This window comes from Adhaeribacter rhizoryzae (genome assembly GCF_008629685.1).
Classification (GTDB): domain Bacteria; phylum Bacteroidota; class Bacteroidia; order Cytophagales; family Hymenobacteraceae; genus Adhaeribacter; species Adhaeribacter rhizoryzae.
The window spans coordinates 452,319-466,993 of sequence record NZ_VWSF01000001.1; the positions used below are offsets into that span (position 1 = coordinate 452,319).

Below are 14,675 nucleotides of genomic sequence, written 5' to 3' on the forward strand. Positions count from 1 at the left end.
GCTGATTTAAAATAATAGTTTAACAACTACAGACTAAAGTTATGACAAAAGTAAAAGGCTGGTTGCAGGATAATCTGAAGGGAGATCCGATTTTGTGGGGAATTGTAATTGCTTTTTCACTCATTAGTATTCTGGTAGTGTATTCGGCCATTGGTACCCTAGCTTACCGCAAAGGGCAGGGCAATACCGAGTTCTTTTTATTTAAGCACACCGGGCTGATTGTAGTGGGTTTAATATTTATGTGGTTTGCGCATAAAATTAATTACCGCTATTATTCCCGCTTGTCTTTAATTGGGTTACTCTTATCGGTGCCTTTGCTGTTGTTTGCCTGGAAATTTGGTACTACCGTAAACGAAGCTTCCCGCTGGATTGTCATTCCGGTAATTAAGCAAACCTTTCAGCCTTCTGACTTAGCCAAACTGGCGCTTATTACGCATTTAGCGAGTATGCTCTCCAAGCGGCAATTGAATATTGATAATATTAAGGAAACTATTATCCCGATGCTTTTCTGGGTAGGGTTAATCTGCGGATTAATTGCCTTAATGAATATTTCTACCGGACTGTTGCTGTTCCTGACTTGTATGCTGTTGATGTTTATTGGCCGCGTACCGATGAAATATATCATGATGCAGATCTTGGTGGGGGCTATTGCGGGTTCGTTGTCGTTGGCATTGGGGCAACGGATGAACACAGCGATTAGCCGGATTGAGAATTTCATGGACAAAGACGAAACGGTGTTCCAGTTAGAGCAGTCCTACATTGCCATTGCTACCGGCGATATTTTTGGTAAAGGCCCGGGCAAAAGCGACCAACGCAACTTCTTGCCACTTCCTTACTCCGATTTTATTTATGCCATTATTATAGAAGAATACGGCTTAATTGGCGGGGTGCTTGTCGTCTTTCTGTATTTGGCCTTTCTCTATCGAGGCATGGTGGCAGTCTCCCGAAGTTACGGTGCCTTTGGAGGACTGCTTTCGGCGGGTTTAAGTTTTAGTTTGGTTATTCAGGCAATGGTAAATATGGGCGTGGCCGTTGGTTTAGGGCCCATTACGGGTTTGCCGTTGCCGTTGCTCAGTATGGGGGGGACCTCCCTGATATTTACCGGTATTTCAATTGGTATTATTCTCAGCGTTAGCCGCAGCGAGGCCGAATTAGCAGCTTCGTCTACCAAAGGCAATTCGCCGGGCAATATTAAAACCAATTTTTCGTCCAAAATGGTAGCCCATGTGTCCAGCAACTAAAAAGATTAACCGGGTTATCATTAGTGGTGGCGGCACGGGCGGGCATATATTTCCGGCGGTAGCCATTGCTAACGAAATTAAGCAGCGCAACCCGGCAGCCGAAATATTATTTGTGGGCGCTAAAGGCCGCATGGAAATGACCCGCGTGCCCGAAGCCGGCTACAAAATTGTGGGCTTAAATATTAGTGGTTTGCAGCGACGCATTACTTTAGAAAATTTGTCTTTCCCATTTAAGGTTTTTTCCAGTATCCGAGCCGCAAAGAAAATAATTAAAGATTTTAAACCCGATGCCGTGGTGGGGGTAGGTGGTTATGCCAGTGCGCCGGTTTTATTTGCCGGTACTTCGCTAAAAGTGCCCAGCTTAATTCAGGAGCAGAATTCTTACGCGGGCATTACAAATAAATTATTGGCCAAACGGGTCGATAAAATTTGTGTGGCTTACGAAGGCATGGAAAGTTTCTTCCCGGCTCAGAAGTTGGTTTTAACCGGCAACCCGGTGCGACAGGATATATTATCTAAAGAAGATAAGCGGGCCGAAGCCTTGACTTATTTTGATTTGAAGCCGGACCGCAAAAATATATTGGTTATTGGCGGCAGCTTAGGTGCCCGCACCATTAACCAGGCTACCGAAGCTAGTCTGACTCAAATCAAAGGGGCTGGTTATGGCTTAATCTGGCAAACTGGTAAATTTTATCATAACCAGGCGCAAACTGCTACTGATAATTTAGGTGATTCGGGCATAAAGGCATTTGATTTTATCCGGCGCATGGATTTGGCTTATGCCGCTGCCGATGTTGTTATTTCTAGGGCCGGAGCGCTATCTATTTCGGAGTTGTGCTTGGTAGGTAAGCCGGTTATTCTGGTACCATCGCCGAACGTAGCCGAAGACCACCAAACCAAAAATGCTTTGGCTTTGGTGAAAAAAGATGCGGCGGTGCTGATAAAAGATGATGAAGCTGGCGAAAAATTATACCCGGCGGCTTTAACCTTAATGGCCGATACTAGTCAGCAACAAAAGCTGAGCGCTAATATTTTAAAACTGGCCCAACCGCAGGCGGCTACGGCTATTGTAAACGAACTTTTAAATATTCTGCCTTGAAACTAGCAGCCTATAAATATATTTATTTCCTCGGGATTGGTGGTATTGGCATGAGTGCCATTGCCCGCTGGTTCCGGTCGCAGGGCTATCCGGTTTGGGGCTACGACAAAACCGAGACCCCGCTAACCCAAGCCCTATCGGCCGAAGGTATTCTGATTCATTACGACGACAATATCCAGAATATACCGGCCGAGGTAAAGGAAAACAAGGAAGCCACGCTGGTAATATTAACGCCGGCAATCCCGAAAGAACACCAGGAATGGCATTATTTACAAGCGGAAGGTTTTACTATTAAAAAACGCTCCGAAGTATTAGGCCTGATTACCCAAAGTGCTTATACTGTGGCGGTAGCCGGTACGCACGGCAAAACCACTACTTCTTCTATGGTGGCTCATTTGTTGCACCAGGCGGGCGTTAATGCTTCGGCTTTTCTGGGCGGCATTGCCGTTAATTTTAACTCTAACTTGGTACTGGCCCCGGATAATACCGCTCCCGAAACGGTAGTGGTAGAGGCCGATGAGTACGACCGGTCGTTTTTACGCTTGTTTCCGGATATCGCTATTGTAACTTCCTCCGATGCGGATCATTTAGATATTTATGGTGATAAAGAAGAACTAATCAAAAGCTTCGGGGACTTTATTAGCCAAATCCGGCCCAATGGCTATTTAATATTAAATGAGCAGGTAGATAGCCGGGTGGTGGCCAAAATTGATCCGTCGGTAAAAATAATCCGGTACGCTTTTGCGCAATCTGAGGTGAGTGCCACAGCAGTAACGGCAGCCGGTAGAACCTTTACCTTTTCTTTAAAAAGCAGTTTAGGCAATATTCCGGGTTTAGAACTGCGAGTGCCGGGTTTTCATAACGTAGAAAACATGTTGGCCGCAGCTACGGCCGCGCAATTAGTAAAAGTAACTGCCGAACAGATCAGAATGGGGGTAAACACCTACGAAGGGGTTCACCGCCGGTTCGAGTACATTGTAGATAAAGGTAAGCCTATTTATATCGATGACTATGCCCATCATCCCAGCGAAATAGATGCCTTTATCCGGTCGCTGAAAGCGCTCTATCCGGGCAAAAAACTAAAGGTAATATTTCAGCCCCACCTGTACACCCGCACCCGCGATTTTGCCGATGCGTTTGCACAAAGTTTGAGCCAAATTGATGAGGTTGCCTTACTGGAAATCTACCCGGCGCGCGAAAAACCCATTCCGGGCGTTACAGCGCAACTTATCCTGGAAAAAATAAATGGACCAAAAAAATATATTATTTCTAAGGAAGAAGTACTGAAAAGTATAAAAAATAATAACGATATTGATATTCTGGTAACTGTTGGCGCCGGCGATATTGATACGCTTGTGAAGCCCATAAAACAACTTTTAGAAGGCCAAAACTATGTATCGGAAGCGTAAACTTATTTTCTTGTTGTTTTGCATTTTTCTTCTTAGCCTGATTGGCGGCCTGGTGTTTTTTGTAAAGAAGCAACAGGAAAAAAGAATAGTTGAAAAGATATATATTACTATTGATAATGAATACAATAATTACTTTATTAGTGATAGAGAAGTTAAAAGTATTCTAACCCAGTACGGTACCAGTAAACTCGAAGGGTTAAATATTAAAGACATAAACCTGAAGCAACTGGAGTTGCGGATAAAATCGCACAAGTTTGTGCAGGATGCACAGGTATACCGCGATTTAGCCGGAAATATAAATATTAAAATTAAGCAAAACCGGCCTCTTGCCAGAATCGTACACCCCGATTCTGATAAAGATGTTTACATTGATGAGAACGGAAATATTCTGCCGCTGTCCGAAAGGTTTACGGCCCGGGTTATTCCCATCACTAAAGCTGAAAATTTACCAAGTTTAAATAAAGGTTTTTTTCAGGATTCAACGGGTAAGTCGTATCTTGCGCTCTTAAAATTTATCGAGCAGGATAACTTCTGGAAAGCGCAACTTGCCCAGATGCATATTGACGCAAAAGGTAAAATCTCTTTTCTGCCCCAGGTTGGTAACGAAACCATCGAATTTGGGAAGCCAGAAGACATTGAACAAAAATTTAAAAAGATTTTAATCTTTTACCGCAAAGTGCTCCCAGCTATGGGGTGGGATAGGTATCGGCGTGTGAACGTGGAGTTTAAAGACCAGATCATCTGTGAATAAAATATAGATATGCAAAACGACAAAATTGTAGTAGGCCTGGATATCGGAACAACCAAAATTTGTGTGTTGGTTGGCCGCAAAAACGAGTTTGGCAAACTTGAGATCCTAGGCATGGGTAAAGCGGTTTCCGAGGGTGTTGTCAGGGGCATTGTCAGCAACATCGATAAAACCGTCGATGCTATTAAAAAAGCCATTAAACAGGCAGAAGAGCAATCCGGCATTAACATCGGGATTGTTAACGTGGGTATTGCCGGTCAGCATATAAAAAGCTTACAACACAACGGCAGCATTACCCGCCTTTCTACCGATCAGGAAATTACCGTAGACGATGTAAACCGGCTAACGAATGACATGTACCGCCTGGTTACCCCGCCGGGCAGCGAGATTATTCACGTAATGCCGCAAGATTACAAAGTAGATTACGAAGAAGGTATTGTGGACCCGGTTGGTATGTCGGGTGTGCGGCTAGAAGGCAACTTCCATATCATCACGGCCCAGTCTAACGCCATCAACAATATTAACAAATGCGTAAACCGGGCTGGCTTAGAAATTGAAAACCTGATACTGGAACCTTTGGCTTCCAGCATGTCGGTTTTAAGCGAAGAAGAGAAAGAAGCTGGTGTAGCCCTAATTGATATTGGGGGCGGTACCACCGATTTAGCTATCTTTAAAGACAATATTATCCGGCATGCCGCAGTTCTTCCATTTGGTGGTAACATAATTACTTCCGATATTAAGCAGGGTTGTATGGTAATGCAGAACCAGGCCGAACAATTGAAAGTGAAATTTGGCCGGGCCATTGCTGATGAAGCTTCTGAAAACGAGATTGTTTCGATTCCGGGCCTGCGCGACCGGACCCCAAAAGAAATTTCTTTGAAAAATCTTGCCTATATTATTGAGGCAAGAATGGAAGAAATTATTGAACTAGTTTACTCAGAAATTGTTAGAAGCGGATACGCAAACAGCCTGACGGCGGGTATTGTTGTTACGGGTGGTGGTTCGCAATTACAGAATTTAGTGCAGTTGGTAGAATATTTAACCGGTTTGGATGCCCGTATTGGTTATCCGAATGAGCATTTGGGTAAAAGCAAAATTGATGCGGTAAAAAGCCCAATGTACGCTACCACCGTTGGGTTGGTATTGTCGGGTTACCGTTCTTTAGACGACCGCCTGACCCGCTATACGGAGATTAAACACAGCGAAACCCGCACCAATGAGCAGCGGATAGTACCAGCTAAAGATAAACAAAGCTCTGGTGGGGGCGATTTCTTTAAAAAGATTTTAGATCGTACCAAAGGTTTACTTATTGATGACTTTGACGATAAACAAAACTACTAATATTTAAAGCAGCAGATCAAGACATGGCTTTTTCAACCTATAAGTTTGATATACCTTCCCAATCTAAGTCCATCATTAAGGTGATTGGCGTTGGGGGAGGCGGCAGCAATGCGGTAAACCACATGTATAACCAAGGCATTAAAGATGTCGAGTTTGTGGTTTGTAATACCGATGCGCAAGCCCTTAAAAGCAGCAGCGTACCCAACAAGCTGCAGATTGGGGTAGACCTGACCGAAGGGTTAGGTGCCGGAGCCAATCCGGAGCGCGGAAAGCAAGCAGCCCTGGAAAGCAAAGAACAGATTCGGGAATTACTGGGTAATGATACCAAAATGGTATTTATTACGGCGGGTATGGGCGGAGGTACCGGAACGGGTGCGGCCCCGGTAATTGCCAAAGTAGCCAAGGATCTGGAAATATTAACCGTAGGTATTGTAACGGCGCCTTTTATGTTCGAAGGTCGCAAAAAGCGGGTACAAGCCGATAACGGTATTAAAGAATTAAGCGATAGCTGCGATACCGTATTGGTAATTCTAAATGATAAGCTGCGCGAAATGTTTGGCAACCTGCCTATTAGGCAAGCATTTGCCAAAGCCGATAATGTCTTGAGTACTGCTGCTAAAAGTATTGCCGAAATTATTACCGTAACCTCCGAAGTTAACGTTGACTTTGAAGATGTTAAAACAGTAATGAAAGATTCTGGTGCGGCCGTTATGGGCTCGGCTACCACCGAAGGCGAAAACCGCGCCTTACGCGCCGCCGAAGAAGCGTTATCTTCGCCGTTGCTGAACAACACCGATATTCACGGGGCTCAAAAAATATTGCTATCCATTATGTCCGGCGACCAGGCCGAACTGGAAATGGATGAACTGACCGAAATTACAGAATATATTCAGGATAAAGCCGGCGAAGAAGCCGAAGTAATATTTGGCCACGGCATTGATTCTTCTTTAGGCCAGAGCATACGGGTAACCGTTATTGCTACCGGTTTTGCCCGGGAAGGTACCAGCATTGTGCAACCGCAACCGGCTAAAAAAGTAGTTTCTTTAGATTCTGATCCGTTAGCTAATATTTTTGAGCCAGCGCCAATTGTGCGTCGGGAAGAACCAGTTGCGCCACCTGCACCCGCCCCGCGGGCTGTAGAGCCGCCAGTACAACCACAAGCGCAGCCGCAACCTGAACCTGTAAAGAAGCAGCCGGAGCCAACCCGGGTAGTAATGGATCTGGAATCTTCGCCGGGTAAAAACTTTAACCAGGATTACCAGGAGCCTTCGCGCCCGGTAGCTGAGCCTACCCGCATTGAAGTTGACCCATACGAAGCCGAGCGAATGAGCCTGGAGGCCAAAGCGGCCGAAAGAAGAAAGCGTTTACAACAACTAAGCAGCGAAGTTACCAGCGAAGCCATTAAAGAAAAGCTGGAAGTACCCGCTTACTTACGCCGCAATGTAGCTTTGGAAAATGTTGCCCCGTCATCGGCCCGCAATATTTCGCGGTTTAACTTAAGCGACGACAACGATATTTTAGGCGATAATAAATTTCTACACGACAACGTAGATTAATTTAATATAAGTAAAAAAGTAAAAGCCTGACCAGTTAATCTGGTCAGGCTTTTACTTTTTAAAGGAGGTATATTTTAGAAGGTTACAAATTGATCAATTTGTTGCTGCAATAAATCTAGGTACAAGTTATTTGTAACGCGGCCGTGCTCCATATTCCGGTGAATGTGCATCAGGCGAGGCTTGGCGGCTAATACGTGCATTCCCATATAATTCAGTACATCCGTCAGGTGGCTTAATGCCAGAGAGCCGCCCTGGGTACCCGTAGAAACACCCACCAAAGCGCCTTTTTTATTCCGGAAACTGTTGGGGTAACTTAAGCCATCGATAAAAGTTTTTAAGATTCCGGGGAACGAACCATTATATTCCGGCACGATAAATACAAATTTCTCTGAATTCTCGACCATGCTGATTAGTTTATTAAAAGCCGGGTTTTTGCCACTGTTGCTGTACAAGGCTGTGGTAATAAAATCAGCCGGAACTTCTAATAAATCGAGGATTTGGTGCGCAATGCCCATTTGCTGCAATAGCCCGGCGTAGATAGAAGAAATAACACGGGCGTTAGAGTTAGGACGATTGGTGCCGGATATGATGGTTATCATAGTTAAAGAAAGTACTTGTAAGCCTTACATAAAACTGATCCGGGTAGATAATGTTGCAATTTTAACCAGAAGCCAGTATTATTTGCGTTGCAGAAAAAAGAAAAGCGAGCTGATTGGCCCGCTTTTCTCAGATAGTATAAACAATTAATAGTTATCCAATATTATCGGAGGTGGCCTTCGCCATAATATATTCGCGGTTAAGCATAGCAATATTTTCTAGCGAAATACCTACCGGACATTCAGCGGCACACGAACCAATATTGGTACAAGAACCAAAACCTTCAGCATCGTGCTGGGCCAGCATGTTTTCTACGCGGGTTTTGCGCTCTACCTTACCTTGCGGCAACATAGCTAATTGCGAAACTTTGGCACTTAAGAACAACATGGCCGAAGCATTTTTACAAGCCGCCACACAGGCACCACACTGGATACAAGTAGCCGCATCAAAGGCTTTATCAGCAATAGATTTCGGAATCGGAATTTCATTGGCATCAGGAACGCCGCCGGTATTAACCGAAACATAACCGCCTGCCTGCTGAATCCGGTCCAAAGCTGAGCGATCTACGCTTAAATCTTTGTGTACGGTAAAGGCATTGGCCCGCCAGGGTTCTACCACAATGGTATCGCCGTCTTTAAATTTGCGCATGTGCAATTGGCAGGTAGTAGTACCTTTTTCCGGCCCATGAGCCCGGCCATTAATGTACATGCTACACATGCCGCAAATGCCTTCCCGGCAGTCGTGGTCAAAAGCGATTGGCTCCTGGCCTTGCCGTAACAAATCTTCGTTTAAAACATCAAACATCTCCAGGAAAGACATATCCGGAGAAATTTCATTTACTTTATAAGTTACCAGCTGGCCCGGCGTGTTCGCGTTCTTCTGTCTCCAAACTTTCAGAGTCAGGTTCATGGGCGTGCTGTTTGGGTTATTACCTGCCATATATTTAATTAGAAATTATGAATTATGAATTAGAAATTGGTCAGAAATGAAAGATGCCCGGAAAAAACCCAAAGCCTGTTATTCATTTCTAATTTTGAATTTCTAATTTTTAATTATTAAACCTTATTTATAACTACGTTGCGTTAACTTCACGTTTTCGAAGGCCAGCGGCTCTTTGTTTAACTTGGCTTCTGATTCTGGTCCGGTATATTCCCAGGCCGCTACATAGGCAAAGTTTGCATCGTCGCGTAAAGCTTCGTTTTCCGGGGTCTGGTATTCTTCGCGGAAGTGACCGCCGCACGATTCATTGCGGTGTAAAGCATCGGTTACCATTAATTCGCCCAGCTCTATAAAGTCTGCCACCCGGCCAGCTTTCTCAATGGTCTGATTCATGTCTTCGTTTACACCGTACAGTTTAACGTTGCTCCAGAATTCTTTGCGCAAGGCTTGTATTTTTCCTTTGGCATACTGTAAACCTTCGGCATTACGGGCCATACCGCAATAATCCCACATCAGCAAACCAAGCTCTTTGTGAAACTCATCTACGGTTTTAGTACCGTTTATTGATAACAGTTTCTGGATGGTTGCCCGAACTGTGGTTTCGGCTTCTTTAAAAGCAGGATGGTCAACGGGTACTTTGGCAGCCGGCATTTGGGCCAGGTAATCGCCAATGGTATAAGGCAGTACAAAATACCCATCGGCTAAACCTTGCATCAGCGCCGAAGCACCCAAGCGGTTGGCACCGTGGTCGGAGAAGTTGGCCTCACCGGCCGCGTATAAGCCGGGGATGGTTGTCATTAAATTATAATCTACCCACAAACCACCCATGGTATAGTGTACGGCTGGGTAAATGCGCATGGGCGTTTGGTAAGGATCTTCGCCGGTAATTTTGGCGTACATCTCAAACAAGTTACCGTATTTCTGACTTACTTTATCTAATCCGTCGCGTTTAATGGCATCGGAAAAATCGAGGTAAACGGCTAAACCGGTTGAACCCACGCCGCGGCCTTCGTCGCAGGCTAGTTTAGCGTTACGAGACGCCACATCGCGCGGCACCAGGTTACCAAAAGCCGGATATTTGCGCTCTAAGAAATAATCGCGTTCGTCTTCCGGAATATCTTTAGCTAATCGTTTATCGCCTTTGGCTTTAGGTACCCAAACCCGGCCATCGTTTCGCAACGATTCGGACATTAACGTTAATTTAGATTGATACTCGCCGGAAACCGGAATACAGGTAGGGTGAATTTGGGTAAAGCAAGGATTACCAAAGAAAGCCCCTTTTTTATAAGCCCGCCAGATAGCCGTGGTGTTAGAACCCATAGCATTGGTAGACAAATAAAATACGTTGCCGTAACCACCGGTAGCCAGTACCACTGCGTGGGCACTATGCGATTCGATGTGGCCGGTTACCAAATGGCGGGTTACAATGCCGCGGGCTTTGCCATCTACCATTACTAAATCCAGCATTTCGGTGCGCGGGAACATTTGCACTTTGCCGTAAGCAATCTGGCGATTCAAGGCACTGTAAGCCCCTAATAATAATTGCTGACCGGTTTGGCCCCGGGCGTAGAACGTACGCGAAACCTGCGCTCCACCAAAAGATCGGTTAGCCAATAACCCACCGTATTCACGGGCAAATGGTACGCCCTGGGCAACGCATTGGTCAATAATATTAACACTTACTTGAGCCAGGCGGTAAACGTTGGCTTCGCGGGCGCGGTAGTCACCGCCTTTAATGGTATCGTAAAACAAACGGTAAACGCTGTCGCCGTCGTTCTGGTAGTTTTTAGCGGCATTTATACCGCCCTGCGCGGCAATACTGTGGGCGCGGCGGGCGCTATCCTGAAAGCAAAAAACTTTTACATTGTAACCCAGTTCGGCCAGGGTAGCCGCCGCCGAAGCACCCGCTAACCCCGAACCTACTATAATAATATCGTATTTACGCTTGTTGGCCGGGTTAACCAGCTTTACATTGAATTTATGTTTTTCCCACTTCTCTGCTAAAGGGCCAGCAGGAATTTTGGCATCTAATGTCACCACCTCAGGAATCTTGGCATCTAATATCATACAGTAAAACCAAAAGGATTAATATAAAAAGAAGAAATAAAGCGGCATGGCGGCAAAACCAGCACAAACTACAATGGAGAAGAAATAACCAAATGCTTTTATAGCCGGGGTATATTTCTTATGGTTTAAACCCAACGTCTGGAAAGCACTCTGGAAACCATGAATCAGGTGGAGCGCCAAGGCTATCATAGAGATAACATAAAGGGCTACGTACCACCAATGGCTAAAAGCCTCAATGGTTATTGCATATAAGTTTTTATTGCCGGCCGCATCTAAACCCAGCTCCCCAAACTTTAACTTAAAGTAAAAATTATAAAGGTGAACTAATAAAAATATGAATATCACGGTGCCTAATAACCCCATATTCCGCGACGACCAGGCGCTGTTTTCTTCCAGCTTATTTACCGCGTATTTAACGGAACGGGCACTCTGGTTACGACGGGAGAGCGTCCAGGCCTCGTAAATATGGAGCACAAAACCTATTAATAAAATTATTTCCATAGCCCGGATTAACGGGTTATGCGTCATGAAATAAGTATAAGCGTTAAAGGCTACACCTTCATCGTTAGAAAATAATTGTAAATTACCAATCAGGTGAACAACCAGGAAGGAACAAAGAAACAAACCGGTAATGGCTACCAGCAATTTTCGGCCGATGGTACTAGATAGTGCTTTTGTAAACCAACTCATTTGTTATTAAAAATAAATCTGAAAAAATACACTTTTATGAAAGCCAAAGGTAATTCCCGACCTTTTATAAAACAATATTAAAAACCTATTTTTAAACAATCTAAATTACATATCGTTATGAAAATATTCCTACCTTAATAACCGCTAAAACCGTAAACTTGTTTGCCAGATAGGTGATATTGAATAATAAGGAAATACTATTTCCGTTATTGGTACATAACTGTTTTCTATGCACGTACATATACCTTTTAAGAGTTTTTTTCTTTTCTGTGTTTTCTGTGTTTTGCTGTTAGGTTTAAATCAGAAGGCCCAGGCTACCCACATCCGGGCCGGTGAGATTATTGCCAAATCCATGGCCGATTCGTTAGGCGATCCTTTTTTGTATCGGTTTAAATTAATAACCTTTACCGACTTTGCTTTAACCAACGCCGATAACCCCACGGCTACTATGTTTTTTGGCACCGGCGACAAACAAACCGTTGACCGGCACGAACGGCGGCAGGTGCGCTCCGATACCTACCGGAGCGTTTATTATTTCTTTTACCGGTTTCCAGGGCCGGGCAGTTACACGGTAACGTACACCGAGGTAAACCGGGCCATTCGGGTTATGAATATTGGTAACTCCGAGAACCAAAGCGAATTATTGCGTACTACCATTACCATCGACCCTTTTATCGGGCAAAATACATCGCCGGAATTAAAAGTACCGCCGCTCGATTATGCTTCCTGTAACCAGCCTTTTGTGCATAACCCCGGCGCTTACGATCGCGACGGCGATAAACTAATTTTTAAATTTGTTCCGCCACAGCGCAACACCTCCGGCGACCAAAATAACCCGGTAGCGGGGCCGGTGGCCGATTACCGGGTATTAAATGATCCGTCTTTTGGATGTTCAGCGGCGCCAAACGGCGGCCCCTCTACCTTAACCATCGACCCCAATACCGGCCAGATTACCTGGAACTCACCTTGCCAGCAAGGCGACTATAACGTAGCTTTTGTGGTGGAAGAATACCGCAATGGCCGGAAAATAGGCGAAACCCTGCGGGATATGCAGATTCGGGTACGGTGCGGCCAAAACAAGCGGCCTATTTTACAGGTACCCCGCGATACTTGCGTTATTGCCGGTAGCAGTGTAACTGGTATTGTGCGGGCTTCCGACCCCGATAATAATCCTTTAACCTTGGAAGCTTTCAGCGGTATTTTGCCGCCGGCTACCTTTAGGGTTAACGGCAATACCGGTACTTTTAACTGGAATACCGTTTGCGGCGATGTACAGGCCGAACCTTACCAGGTTGTATTTAAAGTAACCGATAACCCCGGACCCAATGAATTGCCTTTAACCGATTTGCAACCCTGGAATATTCGGGTAATTGGGCCGGCCCCGGAGAATTTTGAAGTAACACCAATAGGCCGTAATATTACTTTAAACTGGGATTCTTATACTTGCCAGAATGCTTCTAAAATATATATCTATCGCCGCGAAGGGAACTCTAACTTTGTGCCGGGGCCATGCGAAACCGGTGTACCGGAATCGGCGGGTTTTACCAAAATTGGAGAGGTTAATGCCAACGTTACTACCTACACCGATAACGGTGGCGCTACCGGTTTAAAGCGCGGAGTAACTTATTGCTATGTTATTTATGCGGTTTTCCCATCGCCGAAGGGTGGCGAGAGTATTGCTACTTTGCCGGTATGTACCATGCTGGAAAATAACATGCCGGTACTTACGCATGTAACCGTACAAACCACCGACCCTACCAATGGTAGTATATTGGTGAAATGGGTAAAACCGATTGAAGGCCTGCAAAACCTGGTGCGGCCGCTGCAATACCGCTTATTGCGGGCAGCTGGTGGCTCCGATAATTTTACCGAAGTTTTCCGCACCAATAATATTGATGAAACCAGTTTTCTGGATACCAATATTAGTACCTCGGCCGGTGCCGGCGATGTAAAATGGATTTACAAACTGGAGTTTTACCACAATCCGGGCGGAACGTCCGAAATGGTAGATACGGCTGTTACGGCTACCAGTGTGCAGCTAAAAGCCACTACCCAAACCTCTACGGTTTCGCTGGCCTGGACCTATACGGTGCCTTGGGACAATAGCAAGCGGCCGCATTATATTTACCGGAAAATGGCCAACGGTGCTTACGAGCTAATTGACAGTACCAGCGCTACAACCACGCGGGGCGAATACGTTGACCGGGGAACCTTTAAAAATACCCCGCTAAAACAAGGCGTGCAGTATTGTTACTATGTTACTACCAATGGTACGTACAACAACCCGCGGCTACCCGATCCGCTCCTGAACAACAGCCAGGAGTTTTGTGTAACCTTACGCGATACCATTCCGCCTTGTCCGCCGGTACTCAGTATTGATCCGCTGGATTGTGATGCTTTTGTAAAGAACCCAACCACACCACCTTACCAGAATGTGTTAACGTGGGTGCCTAATACCAGTCCGGAATGTGCGCAGGATATTAAATATTACACGGTTTATTTCCGCTCGCAGGATACCGAAGAAGCGCAGTTCGATTCTATTAACTTTACACCTAATAATATTACCACTTTTACCCACAGTAACTTACAATCGTTTGCGGGTTGTTATATGGTAACGGCTACCGATTCGGCCGGCAATGAGAGCAAGCCTAGTAATATTGTTTGTAAAGAAAACTGCTTCTTCTTCCAACTGCCTAATATTTTTACGCCTAACAACGATGGCAAAAACGATACTTTCCAGCCAGATCCGCGTTCGTTGTTTATCCGGTCTATTAAGTTTACGGCCTTTAGCCGCTGGGGCGAAAAAGTGTACGAAGGCGCCGACGACCCACGTATAAACTGGCAAGGCGTAAATAATGCCGGTAAAAAACTGGCCGATGGCGTTTATTATTATTTGGCCGAAGTAGAATTTATTACTTCTAATCCGCAGAATGCGAAGAAAACCTACAAAGGCTGGGTAGAAATAGTGCGCTAGGGCCTCTATGGTAT

At 45.2% G+C, this 14,675-nt stretch carries 11 protein-coding genes; 7 read left to right on the plus strand and 4 right to left on the minus strand.

Annotation, left to right across the window (positions count from 1 at the left end; all coding sequences use genetic code 11):
• Positions 1-41: 41 nt before the first annotated feature.
• Genes F0145_RS01740 through ftsZ form a run of 6 tightly spaced genes read left to right on the plus strand, consistent with a single transcriptional unit; the run spans position 42 to position 7,394 of the window.
• Positions 42-1,241, plus strand: coding sequence for an FtsW/RodA/SpoVE family cell cycle protein (locus F0145_RS01740; RefSeq protein ID WP_150086335.1), 1,200 nt, complete (start codon positions 42-44; stop codon positions 1,239-1,241).
• Entirely contained in the window at positions 1,225-2,340 is a 1,116-nt protein-coding gene (murG, locus tag F0145_RS01745) for an undecaprenyldiphospho-muramoylpentapeptide beta-N-acetylglucosaminyltransferase (RefSeq protein WP_150086336.1), read from the plus strand. The genes F0145_RS01740 and murG overlap by 17 nt, the downstream gene beginning before the upstream one ends.
• A complete protein-coding gene (gene murC, locus F0145_RS01750; RefSeq protein WP_150086337.1) occupies positions 2,337-3,749 on the plus strand; it encodes a UDP-N-acetylmuramate--L-alanine ligase in 1,413 nt (470 codons plus the stop codon). Before murG ends, murC begins: the two co-directional genes overlap by 4 nt.
• On the plus strand, positions 3,733-4,500 hold the full coding sequence (locus F0145_RS01755; protein ID WP_150086338.1) for a cell division protein FtsQ/DivIB: 768 nt from the start codon (positions 3,733-3,735) through the stop codon (positions 4,498-4,500). The genes murC and F0145_RS01755 overlap by 17 nt, the downstream gene beginning before the upstream one ends.
• 9 nt (positions 4,501-4,509) lie before the next feature.
• Positions 4,510-5,838, plus strand: a complete 1,329-nt coding sequence (gene ftsA / locus F0145_RS01760; RefSeq protein WP_150086339.1) for a cell division protein FtsA — start codon at positions 4,510-4,512, stop codon at positions 5,836-5,838.
• Between the two features lie 23 nt (positions 5,839-5,861).
• Complete coding sequence (gene ftsZ / locus F0145_RS01765; RefSeq protein WP_150086340.1) at positions 5,862-7,394, plus strand: cell division protein FtsZ; 1,533 nt, start codon at positions 5,862-5,864, stop codon at positions 7,392-7,394.
• Positions 7,395-7,468: 74 nt separating this feature from the next.
• Here ftsZ and F0145_RS01770 read toward each other — a convergent pair whose 3' ends face one another.
• The 4 genes from F0145_RS01770 to F0145_RS01785 form a co-directional block, all read right to left on the minus strand.
• Positions 7,469-7,993 carry an NADPH-dependent FMN reductase gene (locus F0145_RS01770; protein ID WP_150086341.1) on the minus strand — a complete coding sequence of 175 codons (525 nt, stop codon included), beginning with the start codon at positions 7,991-7,993 and terminating at the stop codon, positions 7,469-7,471.
• 151 nt (positions 7,994-8,144) lie between these two features.
• A complete protein-coding gene (locus F0145_RS01775) occupies positions 8,145-8,900 on the minus strand; it encodes a succinate dehydrogenase/fumarate reductase iron-sulfur subunit (RefSeq protein WP_150086826.1) in 756 nt (251 codons plus the stop codon).
• A gap of 153 nt (positions 8,901-9,053) precedes the next feature.
• Positions 9,054-10,967 carry a fumarate reductase/succinate dehydrogenase flavoprotein subunit gene (locus F0145_RS01780; protein ID WP_150086828.1) on the minus strand — a complete coding sequence of 638 codons (1,914 nt, stop codon included), beginning with the start codon at positions 10,965-10,967 and terminating at the stop codon, positions 9,054-9,056.
• Between the two features lie 48 nt (positions 10,968-11,015).
• Positions 11,016-11,687 (minus strand): succinate dehydrogenase cytochrome b subunit, encoded by a 672-nt coding sequence (locus tag F0145_RS01785; protein ID WP_150086342.1) that lies wholly within the window; start codon positions 11,685-11,687, stop codon positions 11,016-11,018.
• Positions 11,688-11,916: 229 nt separating this feature from the next.
• Here F0145_RS01785 and F0145_RS01790 point away from each other — a divergent pair, with 229 nt between their 5' ends.
• Positions 11,917-14,661, plus strand: coding sequence for a T9SS type B sorting domain-containing protein (locus F0145_RS01790; RefSeq protein WP_150086343.1), 2,745 nt, complete (start codon positions 11,917-11,919; stop codon positions 14,659-14,661).
• Positions 14,662-14,675 lie beyond the last annotated feature (14 nt).

What these genes read in the sequence shown, in the direction of transcription:
- F0145_RS01740 (WP_150086335.1), top strand. Translation starts at nt 42, where the DNA reads ATGACAAAAGTAAAAGGCTGGTTGCAGGATAATCTGAAGGGAGATCCG.
- murG (WP_150086336.1), top strand. Translation starts at nt 1,225, where the DNA reads ATGTGTCCAGCAACTAAAAAGATTAACCGGGTTATCATTAGTGGTGGC.
- F0145_RS01755 (WP_150086338.1), top strand. Translation starts at nt 3,733, where the DNA reads ATGTATCGGAAGCGTAAACTTATTTTCTTGTTGTTTTGCATTTTTCTT.
- ftsA (WP_150086339.1), top strand. Translation starts at nt 4,510, where the DNA reads ATGCAAAACGACAAAATTGTAGTAGGCCTGGATATCGGAACAACCAAA.
- ftsZ (WP_150086340.1), top strand. Translation starts at nt 5,862, where the DNA reads ATGGCTTTTTCAACCTATAAGTTTGATATACCTTCCCAATCTAAGTCC.
- F0145_RS01770 (WP_150086341.1), bottom strand. Translation starts at nt 7,993, where the DNA reads ATGATAACCATCATATCCGGCACCAATCGTCCTAACTCTAACGCCCGT.
- F0145_RS01775 (WP_150086826.1), bottom strand. Translation starts at nt 8,900, where the DNA reads ATGAACCTGACTCTGAAAGTTTGGAGACAGAAGAACGCGAACACGCCG.
- F0145_RS01785 (WP_150086342.1), bottom strand. Translation starts at nt 11,687, where the DNA reads ATGAGTTGGTTTACAAAAGCACTATCTAGTACCATCGGCCGAAAATTG.
- F0145_RS01790 (WP_150086343.1), top strand. Translation starts at nt 11,917, where the DNA reads ATGCACGTACATATACCTTTTAAGAGTTTTTTTCTTTTCTGTGTTTTC.